Raw genomic sequence first — 16,310 nt, 5'->3', positions numbered from 1 at the left:
TGATTCCTGGAATACGTAAAAACATTGCAACACCAAACGTAAATAAATTTAAAGGAATCATCATTTGAAAATGGCTACCGATTAGATTTACAATCAATAATAAAAAAATGGACAAAATGGCTTTTGTAATAGAAAAGGAAAGGATGACGTTAAACAAGAAACTACAAAACAACAAAAACAGTATGAGAAAAAGAAATTTCATGACGAATCTCCCATCTTTCTGTTAAGTAAAAAGAAGAAAAAAACAAGACTATCCTAATTAAAGAATAGTCTTATTTCATCGAGATATTCCGAATTTTTGCTTCTTTTAATAAAAAGAAGTATTTCGATTCTGTTAATTTTAGGTCATATAATAATTCCGTTGATGACTCTACGATAGCTTGATGGTACATTTTTTCTTGAACTTTCCGTTGTTCTTTATATGTTTCAATCATTCGTAAAAGCTTTTCATCACTTTCACGTCGTAGTTTCTTTCGCCTAGAAAATAACATCGTGTAACCCTCTTTTATAATTCTCTTCGCCCTTCAATTGCTTTTAGCAACGTGACTTCATCTGCATACTCTAAATCGCCACCTACAGGTAAACCATGTGCAATCCGCGTTACTTTGATTCCTGTTGGTTTAACTAAACGAGAAATATACATCGCCGTTGCTTCTCCTTCAATATTCGGGTTTGTTGCTACGATAATTTCTTTTACTTGTTCATCGTGCAAGCGTTGCAGTAGCTCACTTATTTTAATATCTTCTGGACCTATCCCGTCAACAGGTGAAATCGCACCATGTAACACGTGGTACAGTCCATTGTATTCTTTCATTTTTTCCATTGCAATCACATCTTTTGGATCTTCAACTACACAAATAATCGATTGATCGCGATGCTTATCATCACAAATAGCACAAGGATCACGGTCTGTAATATTTCCACAAACCGAACAATGTGTTAAATTACGTTTTGCATTCACGAGTGCCTTTGCAAAATCCAACACATCATCCTCCCGCATATTTAAAACAAAAAAGGCCAGTCTTACGGCCGTTTTTGGTCCGATTCCTGGCAATTTCATAAAGCTATCGATTAGCCTCGAAACAGGTTCTGGATAGTACATATCATCAAATCCTCTTAAAATAATCCTGGGATATTAAGCCCCTTAGTGAATTTTCCTAATTTTTGTTCTACTAAACCGTCCACTTGTTTTAATGCATCATTTGTTGCAGCTACAATTAAATCTTGAAGCATTTCAATATCATCTGGATCTACTACTTCTTCGTTTACTTTTACTTCGACGATTTCTTTATGGCCGTTTGCAATAACTGTAACCATACCGCCACCAGCAGTACCTTCTACTCTCTCTTCCACTAATGCTTCTTGTGCTTTTGCCATATCCTTTTGCATTTTTTGCATTTGTTTCATCATGTTACCCATATTACCCATACCACGCATCATATTAAATTCCTCCTTTAACTGATTCATTGTTTTCATTGTACACTACTCTTCTACAATTTCGAGTAGATTTTCTCCAACTAATTTTTTACCTTCTTCAATAAGAAGATTCTCCGTTTTTGTCCCGCCGTCTTCTTGATGTTTTCGTTCTTCAATAAAAGATTGTTTCACTTCATTCCAATCTTGTTCAAAAATAGCGACTAAACGGATAGGATGACCAAATGCTTGGAACAAAATGCTTTCAAATAACGTGCGATTTTTTTCTCCCATCGCTTGTTGTGCATGAATTTCATACGGAAAAGCGAGTAAACACTCTTCATCAGAACAAAGAACGGGCTTTCCTTCTTTAATCCACGCATGCGCTTGAATATTTTGTTGCTGCAATTTTTGTAACACATCCGGCCAAATATTACGTAACGATTGCAAGTGTTGTTTTGTCGCTACTCCAAGCAACTGCGCTACTTTTTCTCGGGAAACTATTGGCTTCATCGATCGCGCTGGACGATTTTTTCTTTCTTTTTGCGGCCGTGTTTCTTGCGGTGTAACAGGCACACCCTTTTCTGCTAATTGTTGGACTTTTGATTCTAATTGTACAATTCGATTCAAGAGAATGGAAGTGTTTTCCTCACCTTCTGCAGGTGAAGCAGATATCACGCGATTATTTTGTGTCAATTTAATAAAAATCATTTCCAAAAATACTCGCGGATGTGTCGTCCACTTCATTTCTTGTTTACTTTCATTTAATTCATGAATAATTTTATAAATTGTTTTTTCTTCTATCTCTGTCGCGAGTGCTTTCATCTTTTCATCCAGATGATAGTAAAGCAAACTTTCATCTATCGTAGAAAGGGTTTTATATAATAAAACATCGCGATAATAATAGACGAAATCTTCCAAAAAGCGAAGCGGATCTTTTCCTTCATCCATCATGTATTCGACTGCATGCAATAAGCTTGCGACATCTTGTTTTTGAATATCTTCTGCCAACGTTGCGATAAAATCTTGTGATACTCCACCGATAATAGATAACACATCTACTTCCGTTACCCGCGAATCGCTGTATGAAATGGCTTGATCTAACAAACTTAGCGCATCACGCATACCGCCTTCTGCTGTTTTTGCGATTAGTTCTAATGCCTCGTCGTCTACTGCTACTTCTTGGGCAGTTACGATTTCTTCCATCCGTTTTTTAATATGCGTATTGGATATACGTTTAAAATCAAAACGTTGACATCTCGAAATAATCGTAATAGGAATTTTGTGCGGTTCTGTCGTTGCTAATATAAACAACACGTGCCCAGGTGGTTCTTCTAATGTTTTTAATAATGCATTAAAAGCTCCGATTGAGAGCATGTGCGCCTCGTCAATAATATATACTTTATATTTTGCGCTGCTTGGTGCATACTTCACCGTTTCACGAATATCCCGAACATCGTCGACACTATTATTAGATGCTGCGTCCATTTCAATGACATCAGGATTCGTACCTTCTGTGATAGAACGACATGTCTCACATTCGTTACACGGCTCAAGAGCAGGGCCATGTTCACAGTTAATCGCCTTCGCAATAATTTTTGCCGCACTCGTTTTTCCCGTTCCGCGGGGTCCTGTAAATAAATATGCATGCGTTAATTTATTGCTTACGATTGCATGTTGTATCGTTTTGGTAATATGTTCTTGACCAACAACATCTTGAAACTGTTGCGGACGCCAAACACGATATAACGCTTGATAGGCCATGACTGCTCCTCCTTTTTTTCACTCCATTTTATTATAACGATTAAAGACCAATTTTCAAAACGAATTCTCTAGCCTTTTTCATCACAAAAAAAGAGCAGGTAACAAGACCAGCTCTTTTGATTTTTATTATATAAAAGCCACGCACCTTCCGTCGATATAGCCTTCATACGCGTTACTCAAGTAGTTAGCTCAGAGCAGGCACCCCCGCGTCACACGGAGAGGCCTACTTACTGCTGCTTCCTTCCGGACCTGACAGGGTTCATAAACATCCGTTGCGCAGGACCCGCTCGTCAACACCACTTGCTTAAGTCAGACCATACGTTAACTAACCTCGGGAAGGGATTCCGTCTCGCTACAGCGGATTGCGAGTACAGGGCACCGCTAATTCCCCACCTAGCGTGGCAAAATTGATACCAATTTTCATTCCTTTATTTAGTATAACGGTTTCAACGATAAGTTGCAACTGTCATTTTATGGCGGAGGCGAGAGGATTCGAACCCCCGCGACGCATCCGCGTCCTAACTGATTTCGAGTCAGTCCCCTTCAGCCAAACTTGGGTACGCCTCCATCTCAAAATCATGCATTACTTAGTATAATACAATTATTTTATGCATTCAACTATCTGATTTTTCTTTCTTTTTTATCCGTAATTTCCGAAAAAAATCAGATAATAGCTGCCCACATTGTTCCGCTAAGACACCGCTTGTTAATTGAGCACAATGATTAAATCGGTCATCTTGAATAAGGTTCATTAATGTACCGCAACATCCTCCTTTAGAATCCGTCGCCCCGAACACTACTCTCCCTACTCGTGATTGAACAATAGCACCCGAACACATTGGACAAGGTTCAAGCGTGACATACAAGGTACACTCATTCAAACGCCATGTCCCAAGTTTTTCACTTGCTTCTTCAATCGCGATTAATTCTGCGTGTGCGGTTGGACGCTGTTTCGTTTCCCTTTCATTGTGACCACGACTAATGATTTCATCTTGGTACACAATCACCGCCCCAATCGGAACTTCTCCAATTGCTTCTGCTCTTTTTGCTTCTTTTATCGCTTCTTCCATATATATGCGGTCTTTTACTAAACAAAACTCTCCCATTCCTTCTCTCCTTTCACCGCAAGCGAACCCTTTTTATATTAACTTATCTTCTTTTGACTTTTTATAAGTATAAATTAATTGTACTATCCAAATTAGTAATAGTATCAACGGAACTATTACTTTTTGCTTAATAGTTGGAGCGAAATAAAATATATTTATTGTACTCAATAAAAGTATCGGTATACCAGCATAAATGGTCCTTTTAAACTTTTCTTTATAGGATAACTTATAGTATGGCTTCATATAAATCCCTCCTCTTGTTGTTGTAATCATAATAACATGAGAAAGGATTTATATAGAAAAGGCTTTTTGTTTTAAAGAGTTCTATGTTATTTTTTTAGCCCTCTGTCTACGAATGTAAGTTCGGCTAAAAATAAAAATAATACCCAAATCGATTTACGAAAAATTAAAAATTTTGAAATTTCACTTAATAATTAGCACAAGATACTAAGGATATTATTTCTTCGTTTTGATTAGATGAAAGTATAAAATCAGATGTAAATAATATTTACACCAAAAAAAGAAGAAAAATATTATAATTTATACGTTGAAGATGATATTGTCACATCTTACAGTACTCAATATTATATTAATCAAGAAAAAAAGGTGCAAATTTTGAACTATATTTTGTTCATACAGATAATAGTTCTACACATGAATTCACTTCCACTATCGAACGAAACATTCATTTTAGAAAATTGAGCCATGATTATTTTAATAATGAACCAAAGCGAAACAAAAAGAAATAAATTTTTCACATAAGCAGCACCCTTTTTAATGGCTACCCGCGTACCGAAATACGCCCCCGCTACCATAGCTACTCCCATCACAATCCCATAGAGATAACGAATCGTACCAAAATACATAAACGCTAAAAGACCAGCAATGTTACTACTAAAGTTTAAGATTTTGGCATTCGCAACAGCTTCCACAAAATCAAATCCAATCATTACAAAAAAATAATAAGAAAGACCCTGTACCCGGACCTAAAAACCCATCATAAAATCCAAGCATAATGGACATACCGATAAGAAAAAACATTGTTTTTTTGTTAAACGTCGAAACGTTGATTTCGTTCCCCAATCTTTTTTTAATAACGTATAAACCGTCCCAGCAACTAACAAAACAATAATGACCGGTTTTAGCATTTCCGAAGAAATAATTTGCACAACCATCACCCCGAAAATCGAAGCAATAAAAAAAGTGGCACTAATCGTAATACTAGTCGTTTATGTACTTTCCCTGAACCTAAAAAAGAAAGCGTACTAGTAAAAGACCCCATCGTACTCGCTAATTTATTCGTACCTAATGCAACTGCTGGAGGAAGACCTGTCGCTAAAAGTGATGGAACAGAAATCATCCCCCCACCACCTACAACAGAATCAACAAACGCAGCTAAAAATCCAATCATAATTAAAAAGAAAAGCAGAGAAACACTAATCTCATCCATCATTCATTCCTCTTTCCACATAACAAACACAGGGAAAAAAGAAAAGCGGAGGGTGCTTGGTTACCGATGGAGGAATAAGACGAACAACGGAAAAGGCGCTTTTTGCCTTTGGAGTTGGGCGGCTTATACCGGAAGTCGGTAGCGCCCGGAGCTAGACAATAAGAAAAGCAGAGGGCGCTCGCACAGGGTCGACAAGCATAAGACAGCTTGTGGAATGAGGTGGGGTTTTCTCATGGAACAAGATGGCTTATGGCTCGAGCCCCTAGCGCCTGGAGCTGGACAATAAGAAAAGCAGAGGGGGGCTCGTTCAACGACGGAGCTATAAGGCGAAGGGTGGAAGAGGCGGTCTTTGCCTCTAGAACACTTTGACTTATGGCGGAGGTCGTTAGCCCACCGGAGCTGGACAACAAAAAAGCGAAGGATTCCTCCCCCGCTTTATGATTTCTCTTATGCTTTTTTAATCCAAAATGTAAGCTTTCCGTCTTCTTCCTCAATTTTTAATAGTTCATGACCAACGGATTTTGTCCATGCTTTTAAATCATTAATAGAGCCTTTATCTGCTGTATGTAGCTCTAATACTTCTCCAGATTGTAATTCATCTAATGCCTTTTTTGTTTTAATAATAAGCATAGAACAAGAGAATCCTTCTAAGTTTACAATATGATTTGTTTTCACTTTAAAAATATACCCCCCTAGATATTTTTATACCTTTCTATTATACACATTCGACAATTTTTTTAATACCTTTTTACTCACCGTTATTACTATGTATATAGTACATTGTTTCCATACCAGCCTTGTTTCATTTTACTAGGTAATTTTAGTAATAAAATAAGTGTATTCGAGTTTTTCTTTCGAATACACTTATGTTTAGGGGAAAGATGCAACATCAAAACGATTGTTTCAAACTACGCTTTATATCAAAAAAGGCCATTATACTACAAATTAAGAAACCGAAGCCTAAGAGCACTGTAAAAAGCCAATTTTCTCCCCAATTTACAAGAACACCATATAAACAGGCTAATGCAACGATGGAAGACGCATATTTTTTTCTCTTTAGGAGTAATTTTTCTTAAGTTTTAAAATAAGTAATTTATATCATTGCATCAGTAAAGAACTCCGTAGAATGATAGTCAGCTGTATTAGAATAATGAAACAATCAAAATGACTAAACGTTCATCAAATTAAAAACTTCCATATCATCCTTCTTAACATACGTGAAAAGGAGCAGTATAAATTTACCTCACAGTTAAGTTGCTTTCTTTTTCTATTAATATCCCATTATCTATTGTATAAATATTATCACAAATTGCCTTTAGTTCATCATGGTCATGACTTGCTAATAAAATAGTTGTTCCTTGATTTTTCATTTTTAAAAAAATATTTCTCATAAGTGCTATTCCTTCTCGATCTAGTGCATTAGTAGGCTCGTCCAAGATTAATAATTCTGGTTTTTCCATAATGGCTTGAGCTATCCCCAATCTTTGTTTCATCCCTAATGAATATTTTTTCACTTTCCTTCCATCATCAGGATCTAATCCAACAGCCTTTAAAACTTTTTTAATTTCATTATCATCGATTTTTTTATTTATTTGAGCTATTAATTTTAGATTTTTAAATCCAGTGTAACTAGGAATAAATCCTGGATACTCGATTATGATTCCCATACTTTTTGGAAAATTATCTTCTAGTTTACTTCCGTCAATGAAAATTTCTCCCTCGGATGGACGTAATAGTCCACTTATACACCTTAAAAACATCGTTTTCCCTGAACCATTTCTTCCTTTAAAACCACAGATTTCACCTTTTGAAATACTAAGATTTATATTTTTTAATACATAGTGCCCTTTTAATTTCTTACTCAAATTTTTCACAATAATATAATTGTCCATATTTCATAGCACCTCCATTATAGAAGTAGTTCATCTTTCCTTTTTATGATTATAAACAATAAAAAAAGGAATAGAGTAATTAGTATTAAATTGAACAAAACAATTTCAATCCAATTAACACCACTAAACGGTTCTAACCTCAATATCATTGTATGTGCACCTGGAAGAAATGTCGTAGGTACAAAACAAGATAGAATATGTAACAACATCAATATCCCAATACTATAGTTAGAATTCAGGAGTAATGAAAATAATAAATAAATCAGTGAGTTGGTAAATGAACCTAGTATCAATAATAAAAAAATAGAAAGGAATGTACATAATCCGTTTTCAATATCTATGTCATGATAAAAAAATGTAAACCTACCCATGAAACCTAATATAATCATTGTTAAAAAATAATAACCAAACAGGTTAATGTTTAACCAAATAAGTTTATTTTTTAACCAAGTCCTTTTATTCTTTTGTCGAATTACTAAATGAACTCCTGTAGATGAATAATCTTGATTGAAGAAATCACCTACAATAAACAAAACATATATTTGAAGAAAAATATATAGATAAGGTATTTTAGATTTATTTTCTAAAAACACCCCTCCAAACCCGTTATATAAAAGTTCTAGGCTAGATTCACCTACAAGACTATGCGGTAACATGAATATTGAGATCAAGATAATAAATAGACCCCATTTCCATTTATTTAAATGTAAGGAATAGAGTATATTATACTTTAATATATGCCTCATTTGTTCCTCCTCATTTTGAATCTATAAGCACTACTTCCTTACGTGTAAATAAATTTTCATTACGCTCTTTTTCACTAAACTCATTTGCTTTTTTTGTGAAAGATTGAGGTAATAAATAGTAAATACCATACTTTACATTTTCTTTTTCAACTGCATAATACATTGTAAAAGTTTGATTTTTTCCTGGAGGAATCTCAAAATCCTCCCTTTTCTTTTGTATTTCTGGGGATCTTAACATATTACCATTGCGAATATTGTCATGATTAATAAATTCAAACGGTCTAATTGATACATTCCCTTTGTTTTCTACTATCATTTTAATTTTTAAATATGTATATTTATTTAACTCATCAGTTATTTGAGATTGATTGTTATAAGGTTTAGTAGAAGTCTCAGAATGAATTGAAACCATCGCGCCGTCAATAGGTATTTTCTCACCCTGTTTATACATTATTATTTTAACCTTATTGGGTAAGTCATTATTAAGATCGTAATATCGAAAACCACAAACAAAAATACTTATTAAACATAAGACCATTATTATTAGACGACTACGTTTTTTCACTTTAATCACCTTCAGATGGATTTGTTTTGAACATCAGATTTATTCTTTTACTTAGAAAATAACCAACAATTAAAAGAATAGAAATAAAAGCTGTATAATATATACCCTTTTCCAAAAGGTTATTTAGAAGTGAAGTATTCTGCATTTCAAACAATCGACCCACAAAAATTGGAAATGGATTATATTCAAATATCTCTGAAATTAATATTATCAATACCCCGATTAGAGAAAAAATGATGTTTTTCGAAAAAAATACCATAATTAAAAATAGTAAAGATACACTGAAGATACCGATAATAATTATTAAACTCATATAAAAATACTCACTAAAAACAAATGTACCGTTCATTCTAAATACCTTTATAGCCATAAATAGGATGCCATGAAAAGCAAGCTGATATTTACACAATGCCAACAAGTCCTTTTTCACAAAAAATATCCAAAAATTTTTTCTTGATTGTAATCTAGTAACAATTTCATTTTTTAAGTAAACTTCTAAATAAGAGGAAAAATAAAATAGGAACGTTGGAACAATAAATAGCACATATATATTTGGGTCGAATATAGAAGATAATAAAATATTAAGATCCCCACGACTTTTCAATACCATTGCCAAGGTTAAGCAAAACAACATTCCAACAGATATAATGTAATTGACAGTAGTTACATCAATGATAATATTACGTTGTTTCATCTTTTTTACCTTCTACTCTGCAAATTATAAAAGAGACTACCATAATGATGCTGAAAAAGAATAAAACATAAAACAAAGAAAAACCAGTCACACCTTCAGGTCTTAAAAACCTTTCAGGGGATAAATAAGGCATTCCCATACCTTCGGCTAAAACTGCTATACTAATCCAAACCAAAAAAGGTGTCATAAAGGATATCAATATTCGATTAGTAAAAAAAGATGCCGCTAACCCTAATGTTGAAAATAAACCTGCATAAAAAAAATTAATGAAACACATTACTAATATATATAGTGTTGGATGAGAATAAATTAACTCATAAAAAGAGCCATTTGGTACAAGAAAGTCACCAAAGTAATAAGGATAACCAGGAAAAATTAAACTCAAGATTAAGAAATGTAGAAGCAACGGAACGACATAAAGCAATCCTCCTGCAAGAAAAGAAGCAATAAACTTTGAAGTAAAATAATTAAGTTTACTAGATCTACTGATGACTGAATATATAAATTTGCTTTTTCTATCAGAAGCCAATGATGTTGCATATGGTAAAGTTGCGATTACTGGCATTAAGAAAAAATAAGTTCTTGAAAAGGCTTTTGTAGTATCCATGCCAATCCACAAATTATGTGGTGTTACTAGGGCGGGATTAATTTGGAAAAACGATTGATTAGAAGTTGGAATAACCGAAAATACGATATCATATATCATATAGAGACATAATATGGATAAAGAAACCAAAAAAACTTTTCCTTTAATTGCTCTATTAATCTCTAAATTTAAAATGTCTTTCAATGTAAACACTCCCAAAAAGAGGACTTCAATTTTTTTGAAGTCCTTCAGATAAAATAAGTATCACTAATCCCTTTAACTATCTTAGATAGAATCTGGGCTCCATATACCATTTACATTAAATGAACTGAAATTAGAAGCTTTGGCCTCTAACGTACCCATGGTAGCAATTGAACCTATGAGAATTCCTACAAGTAGTGCTTTTTTTATAAATTCAAATCATACTAATTCATCTTAATATGTAATATATTGTATTTTAATTATTATAATATACTATGATTCCATTTATGTAAATGGTTTGTTTGTTTTCCTCCATTATAATTTAATTTACAAAAAAAGGTTTTTGCAAAGAAAATGGCGAACAGTTGCTTCTTCGCCGTTTAAAGTGACATCTATCTGAAAAGGTTGAAAAGTCATTTACACAAAAATATTGACACTCCCACATATTTATTAGATTCAAATGAGTTAAATCAAAAAACACTTGATTTGGTAGATAAACCTGTAAGCTTTAAAGATAATCAGTTTGTAATGGAAGATGTCGAAGCTGTAATTAGTAAAACTGGTGAGGAAGAATTTATTAAGATTAAATTAGAGGTTTATACTAGAAATAAAGTATTAAATGAAGTAACAATTTGGATTTACGTCAAGACTCTGGACACAAAAATATTAAGTTTTTTCTGCACAACAACCATTCATGGAGTGTCCTGTATCCAGCGAAATACAACCCATGGATGTTGTTCCGAAAAAATGTGTAGGTAGGATAAATCGTCAGGTCAGACGACTCCCTCTAATCAGGCTACGGTTTCTCTTCACAAATCTTCCAATTGCTCCGGCGTTAAATAATTGATTGACCCATGAATTCGTTTTCGATTGTACCATGATTCAATATAGTGAAAGAGGGCCAATCTTGCAGCTTCAAAGTCTAAATAACTAGTTAGATACACCTCTTCTTTTTTCAACGTCGCATGAAAAGGCTCTATACAGGCGTTGTCATAAGGGCATCCTTTACAACTGAAAGATTGCTCACTTAGAGGCAAAGAACCATTTACTACAAGCGGAAAACGAATGATTAAAAAAGTTAGATCTACTCGAAAGGCAGATGATGAAATCGAAACAAAAATAAAATTTGAATTAATCTATCAAACGATTCAGCGATATAAACGAAAGCATATGGTGAGCTATTTATGTAATAAACTGATGGGCGTTTCCCGTTTTAGTTATTACAATTATTTCGATGAACAATTAGCGCAAAACCGTGCGAGTCAGGATGAAGCAGCTGAAGTAGTGAAAGACATTATTTTCAAGGCGTAGTATTTCCGTAGATGTAAAAAGGAGCACACCAAATTAAAATGACGCTTTAAAACCAATATGGCATCACATATAACTTAAAACGGATTCGGCGCATTATGAAGAAGTTTGGGATTAGTTGTCCGATACGAAAAGCGAATCCATACCGACGTATGGCAAAAGCAACGAAGGAACACCGTACATACCCAAACAACTTTAAGCAAGGTGTTGCAAGCAGGAAAAGTGCTACGAACAGACATCACGTATTTTAAACGTATCGAAACGGCAAACGTGCTTACTTATCAACGATTAAAGACGCTGAACCAAACGAAATTTTAGCCTATGAAATATCGGATTCTTTGTCATTGGAAATTGCCCTTCATACGCTCAAAAAGATAAGAAAACATAAACATTTAACAGAAGATGTCTTTATCCATTCCGTTCAAGGATTCCATTATACAAGCCCAACCTACCGAGCGTTCGTGAAGAAAATGAACCTAGGACAGTCGATGTCACACCGTGGGAACTGCTAGGAAACGCACCACAAGAATCATTCTTTGACCATTTGAAAGATGAAACAAATATAAAAGATTGCAAAACACTAGAAGAAGTAAAATGAGAAATCAAAAGTTACATGACGTACTACAATTATTATCGTGGGCAATGGATTTTAAAAAAGCTACCACCTGCAACATACAGACAGCAGCTTCAACAAGTTGCCTAGGCTTTTTCAAAATGTCCTTTACAAAAGGTACACTTTAGATGACCAATGGTTGGGTTTTATTTACCTTTGCGTGCTAATGTTTAATTAGACCCCAATTTTCTTTTTTTTAAGCAATAGATAAAAAAAACAAATAAAAAAACCTTGCTGTAGCAAGGTTATCAAAGCGGCCCCGAGAGGATTCGAACCTCCGACACATAGTTTAGGAAACTACTGCTCTATCCCCTGAGCTACGGAGCCATATGTACTTGGAACAAAAAATACAAAAAAAATTCGTTACATTCCACCGTAACGAATCAATTATCATCCAATCTCCAAATCATGCGCTAATTTTAAAAATAAAAATGGCGGAGGAAGAGGGATTCGAACCCCCGCGGGCCGTTAAGCCCCTGTCGGTTTTCAAGACCGATCCCTTCAGCCGGACTTGGGTATTCCTCCGTATTGACAAGAATTATCTTACCATAGCTATTTTATGAAAGCAACCCTATTTTTAAATTTTTTATCAAAAAACTTTCTTACTACATGGAAAGTGTCTAAAAGACGCATTATATCACGCCTTTTAGACTATTAGTTTTATTTTTCAATTTTAGTACAATTACGCATATATGGACGTAACACATCTGGAATGACGATAGAACCGTCTTCTTGTTGGTAGTTTTCAATGATGGCTGCTACCGTACGACCAATGGCTAATCCCGAACCGTTTAATGTATGCACATATTCCGGTTTGCTTCCCTTTTCGCGACGAAAACGAATGTTGGCACGTCGAGCTTGGAATGCTTCAAAGTTAGAACAAGAAGAAATTTCTCGATATGTGTTATAGCTAGGTAACCATACTTCAATATCGTATTTTTTTGCAGCTGTAAAACCTAAATCAGCCGTACACATGCTCATAACGCGATATGGTAATCCTAATAATTGCAATACTTTTTCCGCATGACCTGTTAATAATTCTAATTGTTCGTAAGACTCTTCTGGTTTGACAAAACGAACTAATTCTACCTTATTAAATTGGTGCTGACGAATTAACCCGCGTGTATCACGTCCTGCGCTTCCCGCTTCTGAACGGAAGCAAGCACTATACGCACAATACGCAATCGGCAATTCTGCTCCGTCTAAAATTTCTTCTCGGTATAAATTCGTTACCGGAACTTCAGCAGTCGGGATTAAAAAATAATCTTCTTCGCGAATTTTAAACGCATCTTCTTCAAACTTCGGTAATTGCCCTGTACCCGTCATACTAAGACGATTTACTAAATACGGTGGCAACGCTTCTGTATACCCGTGTTCTTCGCTGTGAAGGTCCATCATAAAGCTAATTAAGGCACGTTCTAATTGAGCACCTGCTCCAATATAAAACGTAAAGCGACTTCCGGTTACTTTTGCTGCGCGTTCAAAGTCTAAAATACCTAACTCTGTCGCAACGTCCCAATGCGGTTTCGGTTCAAAATCAAACGTTGGCTTTTCACCCCAGAAACGAATCGGAACATTGTCATCTTCGCTTTCTCCGATTGGTACGCTATCATGTGGAACATTCGGGATTTCCATTAATAATTGTTGTAATTTTTCTTCTACTTCTCGTAACTTTTCATCGTACGTTTTAATTTCATCGCCTACCGCACGCATCTTTGCGATAATTTCAGTCGCATCTTTTTTCTCACGTTTTAATTGCCCAACTTGTTGTGATACTTCGTTACGCGTTTGCTTTAATTGCTCTACTTTTTGAATGATCTCGCGGCGCGTTTCGTCTAATGTTAAAAACTGATCGATATCTCCTAATTCTTCCCCGCGATATTTCATTTTTCGTTTTACATCCTCTAAATTTTCACGTAAATATTTACTATCTAACATTGAAATCCTCCTTATGTTTTACCAGTCTTCTTATCTGTTCCCTTATTTAGAAAAACAAAAAACCCTCGTCCCTAATGTAAAGGGACGAGAGTTATATTCCCGTGTTGCCACCCTCATTGTAAAAGATACACTTTTACCACTCATTACAAGTAACAGCCATCATGTAAGGTAGATTCACAAAAAACTTCCTACTAGTTTGCACCAACCACTAGCTCTCTACAAAGGAACATTTACATGCTACTTATCCTTACGCTGTATGAGGTATTTAGTTGTATATGTTTAACATACAATAAGTAATAGAAACAATCAAGATGATTTGTTTACGCTTTTTTGCTATTTTTTACGAGTTCTACAAAGTAAGCATGCATGCGGTAATCTTCTGTTAACTCTGGGTGAAAGGCACTTGCAAGAAATGGGCCGTCTTGACATGCTACAATGTGACCATCATATGTTGCTAACACTTCGACATTGTCCCCCACTTGATCAATATAAGGTGCTCGGATAAATACTGCTTCAAAGTCATCCGCTACCCCTTTTACAGGAAGAGTAGCTTCAAAACTTTCACGTTGACGTCCAAATGCATTACGCTCTGCAACAGTATCCATTAATGCTACATGAACATTTTCTTGGCCGTTAATTTTTTTCGCTAATAAAATCATTCCGGCACATGTTCCAAAAATAGGCTTTCCTTCTTGCCCGAAGCTTTGTAATGCTTCGACAAAATGGAAAGGATCCATTAATTTTCGCATCGCAGTACTTTCTCCCCCAGGAAGAACTAAACCATCTAGGCCAACAAGTTCTTCTGGACGTTTCACAACGACCACTTCAACATCGTCTTGCGCTTGTAAAGCTTTTACATGTTCGGCAATTGCACCTTGTAATCCTAATACACCAATTTTAACCATCACATTGTTCCTTCTTTCTTACCAACCGCGATCTTGCATACGTTCTGAAGCGTCTAATGTAGAAATTTCGACACCTTTCATTGCAGTACCAAGATCTTTTGATAATTTTGCAATTAAATCATAATCTTGATAATGAGTTGTTGCTTGAACGATTGCACGAGCAAATTTTTCTGGATTTTCAGATTTGAAAATACCAGAACCTACGAATACACCATCCGCTCCTAATTCCATCATTAACGCAGCGTCTGCTGGAGTTGCTACCCCACCTGCAGCAAAGTTTACTACTGGAAGACGACCATGATCTTTAATTTGAAGTAATACTTCGAATGGAGCACCAGTAAGTTTTGCTTCTGTCATTAATTCATCTTCGCTCATATGTACTACTTTACGAACTTGTGCATTTACTTTACGAATGTGGCGAACTGCTTCTACGATATTTCCTGTTCCTGGTTCACCTTTTGTACGAAGCATAGAAGCTCCTTCTCCAATACGACGAGCTGCTTCTCCGATATCACGGCATCCACATACGAACGGAACTGTGTATTTACGTTTATCTAAATGATACTCTTCATCCGCTGGTGTTAATACTTCACTTTCATCAATGTAGTCTACGCCTAAAGACTCTAATACACGCGCTTCTACAATATGACCAATACGAGCTTTCGCCATAACTGGGATAGAAACTGCGCCCATTACTTCTTCTACAATGCGAGGGTCTGCCATACGAGCTACGCCACCAGCTGCACGGATGTCCGCTGGAACACGTTCTAGTGCCATAACTGCCACTGCACCTGCTGCTTCTGCGATTTTTGCTTGTTCTGCATTGACAACGTCCATGATAACGCCGCCTTTTTGCATTTCTGCCATTCCACGTTTAACTCTGTCTGTACCTGTAAATGCCATTTGAAAATTCCTCCCTATATTTGTCCTGTTCGACTCATCCTAATACATTTAAAAAATGAAGGAATTCGTCGTTTTTATCGATAATTGGCCCTAAACCTTCCTCGACTATGATACTGTTTATTTTACATGAAGAAGGTCAAATAATTCAAATAAATAAAAATCTAAAAATTTTGATTATCTAGAAGCTAATTATATACTAAAACTTTACTCAATTAAAGTATCGATT

The 16,310-nt window shown here is 35.3% G+C and carries 16 protein-coding genes, 3 tRNA genes, 1 other RNA gene, 3 pseudogenes and 1 other annotated feature (1 of these 24 cut by a window edge); of the genes and pseudogenes, 3 read left to right on the top strand and 20 right to left on the bottom strand.

Annotated features, from left to right (window positions below):
* The 15 genes and pseudogenes from BN1372_RS14065 to BN1372_RS14790 form a co-directional block, all read right to left on the bottom strand.
* On the bottom strand, positions 1–202 hold the 5' portion of the coding sequence (locus BN1372_RS14065; RefSeq protein ID WP_062200958.1) for a pro-sigmaK processing inhibitor BofA family protein. Its footprint begins 53 nt before the window's first position; the window shows 202 of its 255 coding nt (coding positions 1–202); it begins with the start codon at positions 200–202; the stop codon falls past the left edge of the window.
* Between the two features lie 70 nt (positions 203–272).
* Positions 273–491 (bottom strand): YaaL family protein, encoded by a 219-nt coding sequence (locus BN1372_RS14060; protein ID WP_062200956.1) that lies wholly within the window; start codon positions 489–491, stop codon positions 273–275.
* Between the two features lie 14 nt (positions 492–505).
* Positions 506–1,102 carry a recombination mediator RecR gene (recR, locus tag BN1372_RS14055; RefSeq protein ID WP_062200953.1) on the bottom strand — a complete coding sequence of 199 codons (597 nt, stop codon included), beginning with the start codon at positions 1,100–1,102 and terminating at the stop codon, positions 506–508.
* 14 nt (positions 1,103–1,116) lie between these two features.
* Entirely contained in the window at positions 1,117–1,440 is a 324-nt protein-coding gene (locus BN1372_RS14050) for a YbaB/EbfC family nucleoid-associated protein (protein WP_062200952.1), read from the bottom strand.
* 42 nt (positions 1,441–1,482) lie between these two features.
* Entirely contained in the window at positions 1,483–3,177 is a 1,695-nt protein-coding gene (gene dnaX, locus BN1372_RS14045; RefSeq protein ID WP_062200950.1) for a DNA polymerase III subunit gamma/tau, read from the bottom strand.
* A gap of 137 nt (positions 3,178–3,314) precedes the next feature.
* An RNA gene (gene ffs / locus BN1372_RS14040) (signal recognition particle sRNA large type) lies at positions 3,315–3,579 on the bottom strand.
* 72 nt (positions 3,580–3,651) lie between these two features.
* Positions 3,652–3,744: transfer RNA gene (locus tag BN1372_RS14035), tRNA-Ser, on the bottom strand.
* Positions 3,745–3,791: 47 nt separating this feature from the next.
* Positions 3,792–4,283 carry a tRNA adenosine(34) deaminase TadA gene (gene tadA / locus BN1372_RS14030; RefSeq protein WP_062200948.1) on the bottom strand — a complete coding sequence of 164 codons (492 nt, stop codon included), beginning with the start codon at positions 4,281–4,283 and terminating at the stop codon, positions 3,792–3,794.
* 620 nt (positions 4,284–4,903) lie between these two features.
* Positions 4,904–5,733: pseudogene (locus BN1372_RS15060) on the bottom strand (TSUP family transporter).
* Positions 5,734–6,180: 447 nt separating this feature from the next.
* Positions 6,181–6,408 carry a sulfurtransferase TusA family protein gene (locus BN1372_RS14015; protein WP_074018200.1) on the bottom strand — a complete coding sequence of 76 codons (228 nt, stop codon included), beginning with the start codon at positions 6,406–6,408 and terminating at the stop codon, positions 6,181–6,183.
* Between the two features lie 563 nt (positions 6,409–6,971).
* Positions 6,972–7,625, bottom strand: coding sequence for an ATP-binding cassette domain-containing protein (locus BN1372_RS14005; RefSeq protein ID WP_062200943.1), 654 nt, complete (start codon positions 7,623–7,625; stop codon positions 6,972–6,974).
* Between the two features lie 756 nt (positions 7,626–8,381).
* The gene (locus BN1372_RS13995; protein ID WP_062200940.1) at positions 8,382–8,936 is read right to left on the bottom strand and encodes a DUF4352 domain-containing protein; all 555 of its coding nucleotides are present in this window, start codon (positions 8,934–8,936) and stop codon (positions 8,382–8,384) included.
* Position 8,937: 1 nt separating this feature from the next.
* Entirely contained in the window at positions 8,938–9,630 is a 693-nt protein-coding gene (locus tag BN1372_RS13990; RefSeq protein ID WP_062200938.1) for a hypothetical protein, read from the bottom strand.
* Positions 9,617–10,420, bottom strand: a complete 804-nt coding sequence (locus BN1372_RS13985) for a hypothetical protein (RefSeq protein ID WP_062200937.1) — start codon at positions 10,418–10,420, stop codon at positions 9,617–9,619. Before BN1372_RS13985 ends, BN1372_RS13990 begins: the two co-directional genes overlap by 14 nt.
* Positions 10,421–11,226: 806 nt before the next feature.
* Positions 11,227–11,436 (bottom strand): annotated as a pseudogene (locus tag BN1372_RS14790) (IS3 family transposase); the annotation flags it as partial.
* Between the two features lie 46 nt (positions 11,437–11,482).
* On the opposite strand from BN1372_RS14790, the gene BN1372_RS15055 reads away from it, so the two are divergent.
* The 3 genes and pseudogenes from BN1372_RS15055 to BN1372_RS15965 all read left to right on the top strand — a co-directional run.
* Positions 11,483–11,728, top strand: a complete 246-nt coding sequence (locus BN1372_RS15055; RefSeq protein ID WP_082419067.1) for a hypothetical protein — start codon at positions 11,483–11,485, stop codon at positions 11,726–11,728.
* A 62-nt stretch (positions 11,729–11,790) separates the two neighbouring features.
* Positions 11,791–11,976, top strand: coding sequence for a hypothetical protein (locus tag BN1372_RS15970; protein ID WP_456085401.1), 186 nt, complete (start codon positions 11,791–11,793; stop codon positions 11,974–11,976).
* A gap of 141 nt (positions 11,977–12,117) precedes the next feature.
* Positions 12,118–12,428, top strand: a pseudogene (locus BN1372_RS15965) (IS3 family transposase); the annotation flags it as partial.
* Positions 12,429–12,592: 164 nt separating this feature from the next.
* Here the strand turns inward: BN1372_RS15965 and BN1372_RS13970 are convergent.
* From BN1372_RS13970 to pdxS, 5 genes are all read right to left on the bottom strand, one after another.
* Positions 12,593–12,665, bottom strand: a tRNA-Arg gene (locus BN1372_RS13970).
* A 105-nt stretch (positions 12,666–12,770) separates the two neighbouring features.
* A tRNA-Ser gene (locus BN1372_RS13965) sits at positions 12,771–12,863 on the bottom strand.
* A gap of 135 nt (positions 12,864–12,998) precedes the next feature.
* Positions 12,999–14,276: a serine--tRNA ligase gene (gene serS, locus BN1372_RS13960; RefSeq protein WP_062200934.1), complete on the bottom strand. Its 1,278-nt coding sequence runs from the start codon at positions 14,274–14,276 to the stop codon at positions 12,999–13,001.
* Positions 14,277–14,353: 77 nt separating this feature from the next.
* Positions 14,354–14,533 (bottom strand) — a binding site (T-box leader).
* Positions 14,534–14,596: 63 nt separating this feature from the next.
* Positions 14,597–15,181 carry a pyridoxal 5'-phosphate synthase glutaminase subunit PdxT gene (gene pdxT, locus BN1372_RS13955; RefSeq protein ID WP_062200932.1) on the bottom strand — a complete coding sequence of 195 codons (585 nt, stop codon included), beginning with the start codon at positions 15,179–15,181 and terminating at the stop codon, positions 14,597–14,599.
* 18 nt (positions 15,182–15,199) lie between these two features.
* Complete coding sequence (gene pdxS / locus BN1372_RS13950) at positions 15,200–16,084, bottom strand: pyridoxal 5'-phosphate synthase lyase subunit PdxS (protein ID WP_062200931.1); 885 nt, start codon at positions 16,082–16,084, stop codon at positions 15,200–15,202.
* Positions 16,085–16,310: the final 226 nt, after the last annotated feature.

This window comes from Massilibacterium senegalense, assembly GCF_001375675.1.
Taxonomy (GTDB): domain Bacteria; phylum Bacillota; class Bacilli; order Bacillales; family Massilibacteriaceae; genus Massilibacterium; species Massilibacterium senegalense.
The sequence above is the reverse complement of the archived record's forward strand: the minus strand, read 5'-3'. Positions and strand labels throughout refer to the sequence as shown.

Excerpts from the sequence above, each read along its gene's own strand:
- BN1372_RS14060 (WP_062200956.1), bottom strand. The coding sequence starts at position 491 with ATGTTATTTTCTAGGCGAAAGAAACTACGACGTGAAAGTGATGAAAAG.
- recR (WP_062200953.1), bottom strand. The coding sequence starts at position 1,102 with ATGTACTATCCAGAACCTGTTTCGAGGCTAATCGATAGCTTTATGAAA.
- BN1372_RS14050 (WP_062200952.1), bottom strand. The coding sequence starts at position 1,440 with ATGATGCGTGGTATGGGTAATATGGGTAACATGATGAAACAAATGCAA.
- dnaX (WP_062200950.1), bottom strand. The coding sequence starts at position 3,177 with ATGGCCTATCAAGCGTTATATCGTGTTTGGCGTCCGCAACAGTTTCAA.
- tadA (WP_062200948.1), bottom strand. The coding sequence starts at position 4,283 with ATGGGAGAGTTTTGTTTAGTAAAAGACCGCATATATATGGAAGAAGCG.
- BN1372_RS14005 (WP_062200943.1), bottom strand. The coding sequence starts at position 7,625 with ATGGACAATTATATTATTGTGAAAAATTTGAGTAAGAAATTAAAAGGG.
- BN1372_RS13990 (WP_062200938.1), bottom strand. The coding sequence starts at position 9,630 with ATGAAACAACGTAATATTATCATTGATGTAACTACTGTCAATTACATT.
- BN1372_RS15055 (WP_082419067.1), top strand. The coding sequence starts at position 11,483 with ATGATTAAAAAAGTTAGATCTACTCGAAAGGCAGATGATGAAATCGAA.
- serS (WP_062200934.1), bottom strand. The coding sequence starts at position 14,276 with ATGTTAGATAGTAAATATTTACGTGAAAATTTAGAGGATGTAAAACGA.
- pdxT (WP_062200932.1), bottom strand. The coding sequence starts at position 15,181 with ATGGTTAAAATTGGTGTATTAGGATTACAAGGTGCAATTGCCGAACAT.
- pdxS (WP_062200931.1), bottom strand. The coding sequence starts at position 16,084 with ATGGCATTTACAGGTACAGACAGAGTTAAACGTGGAATGGCAGAAATG.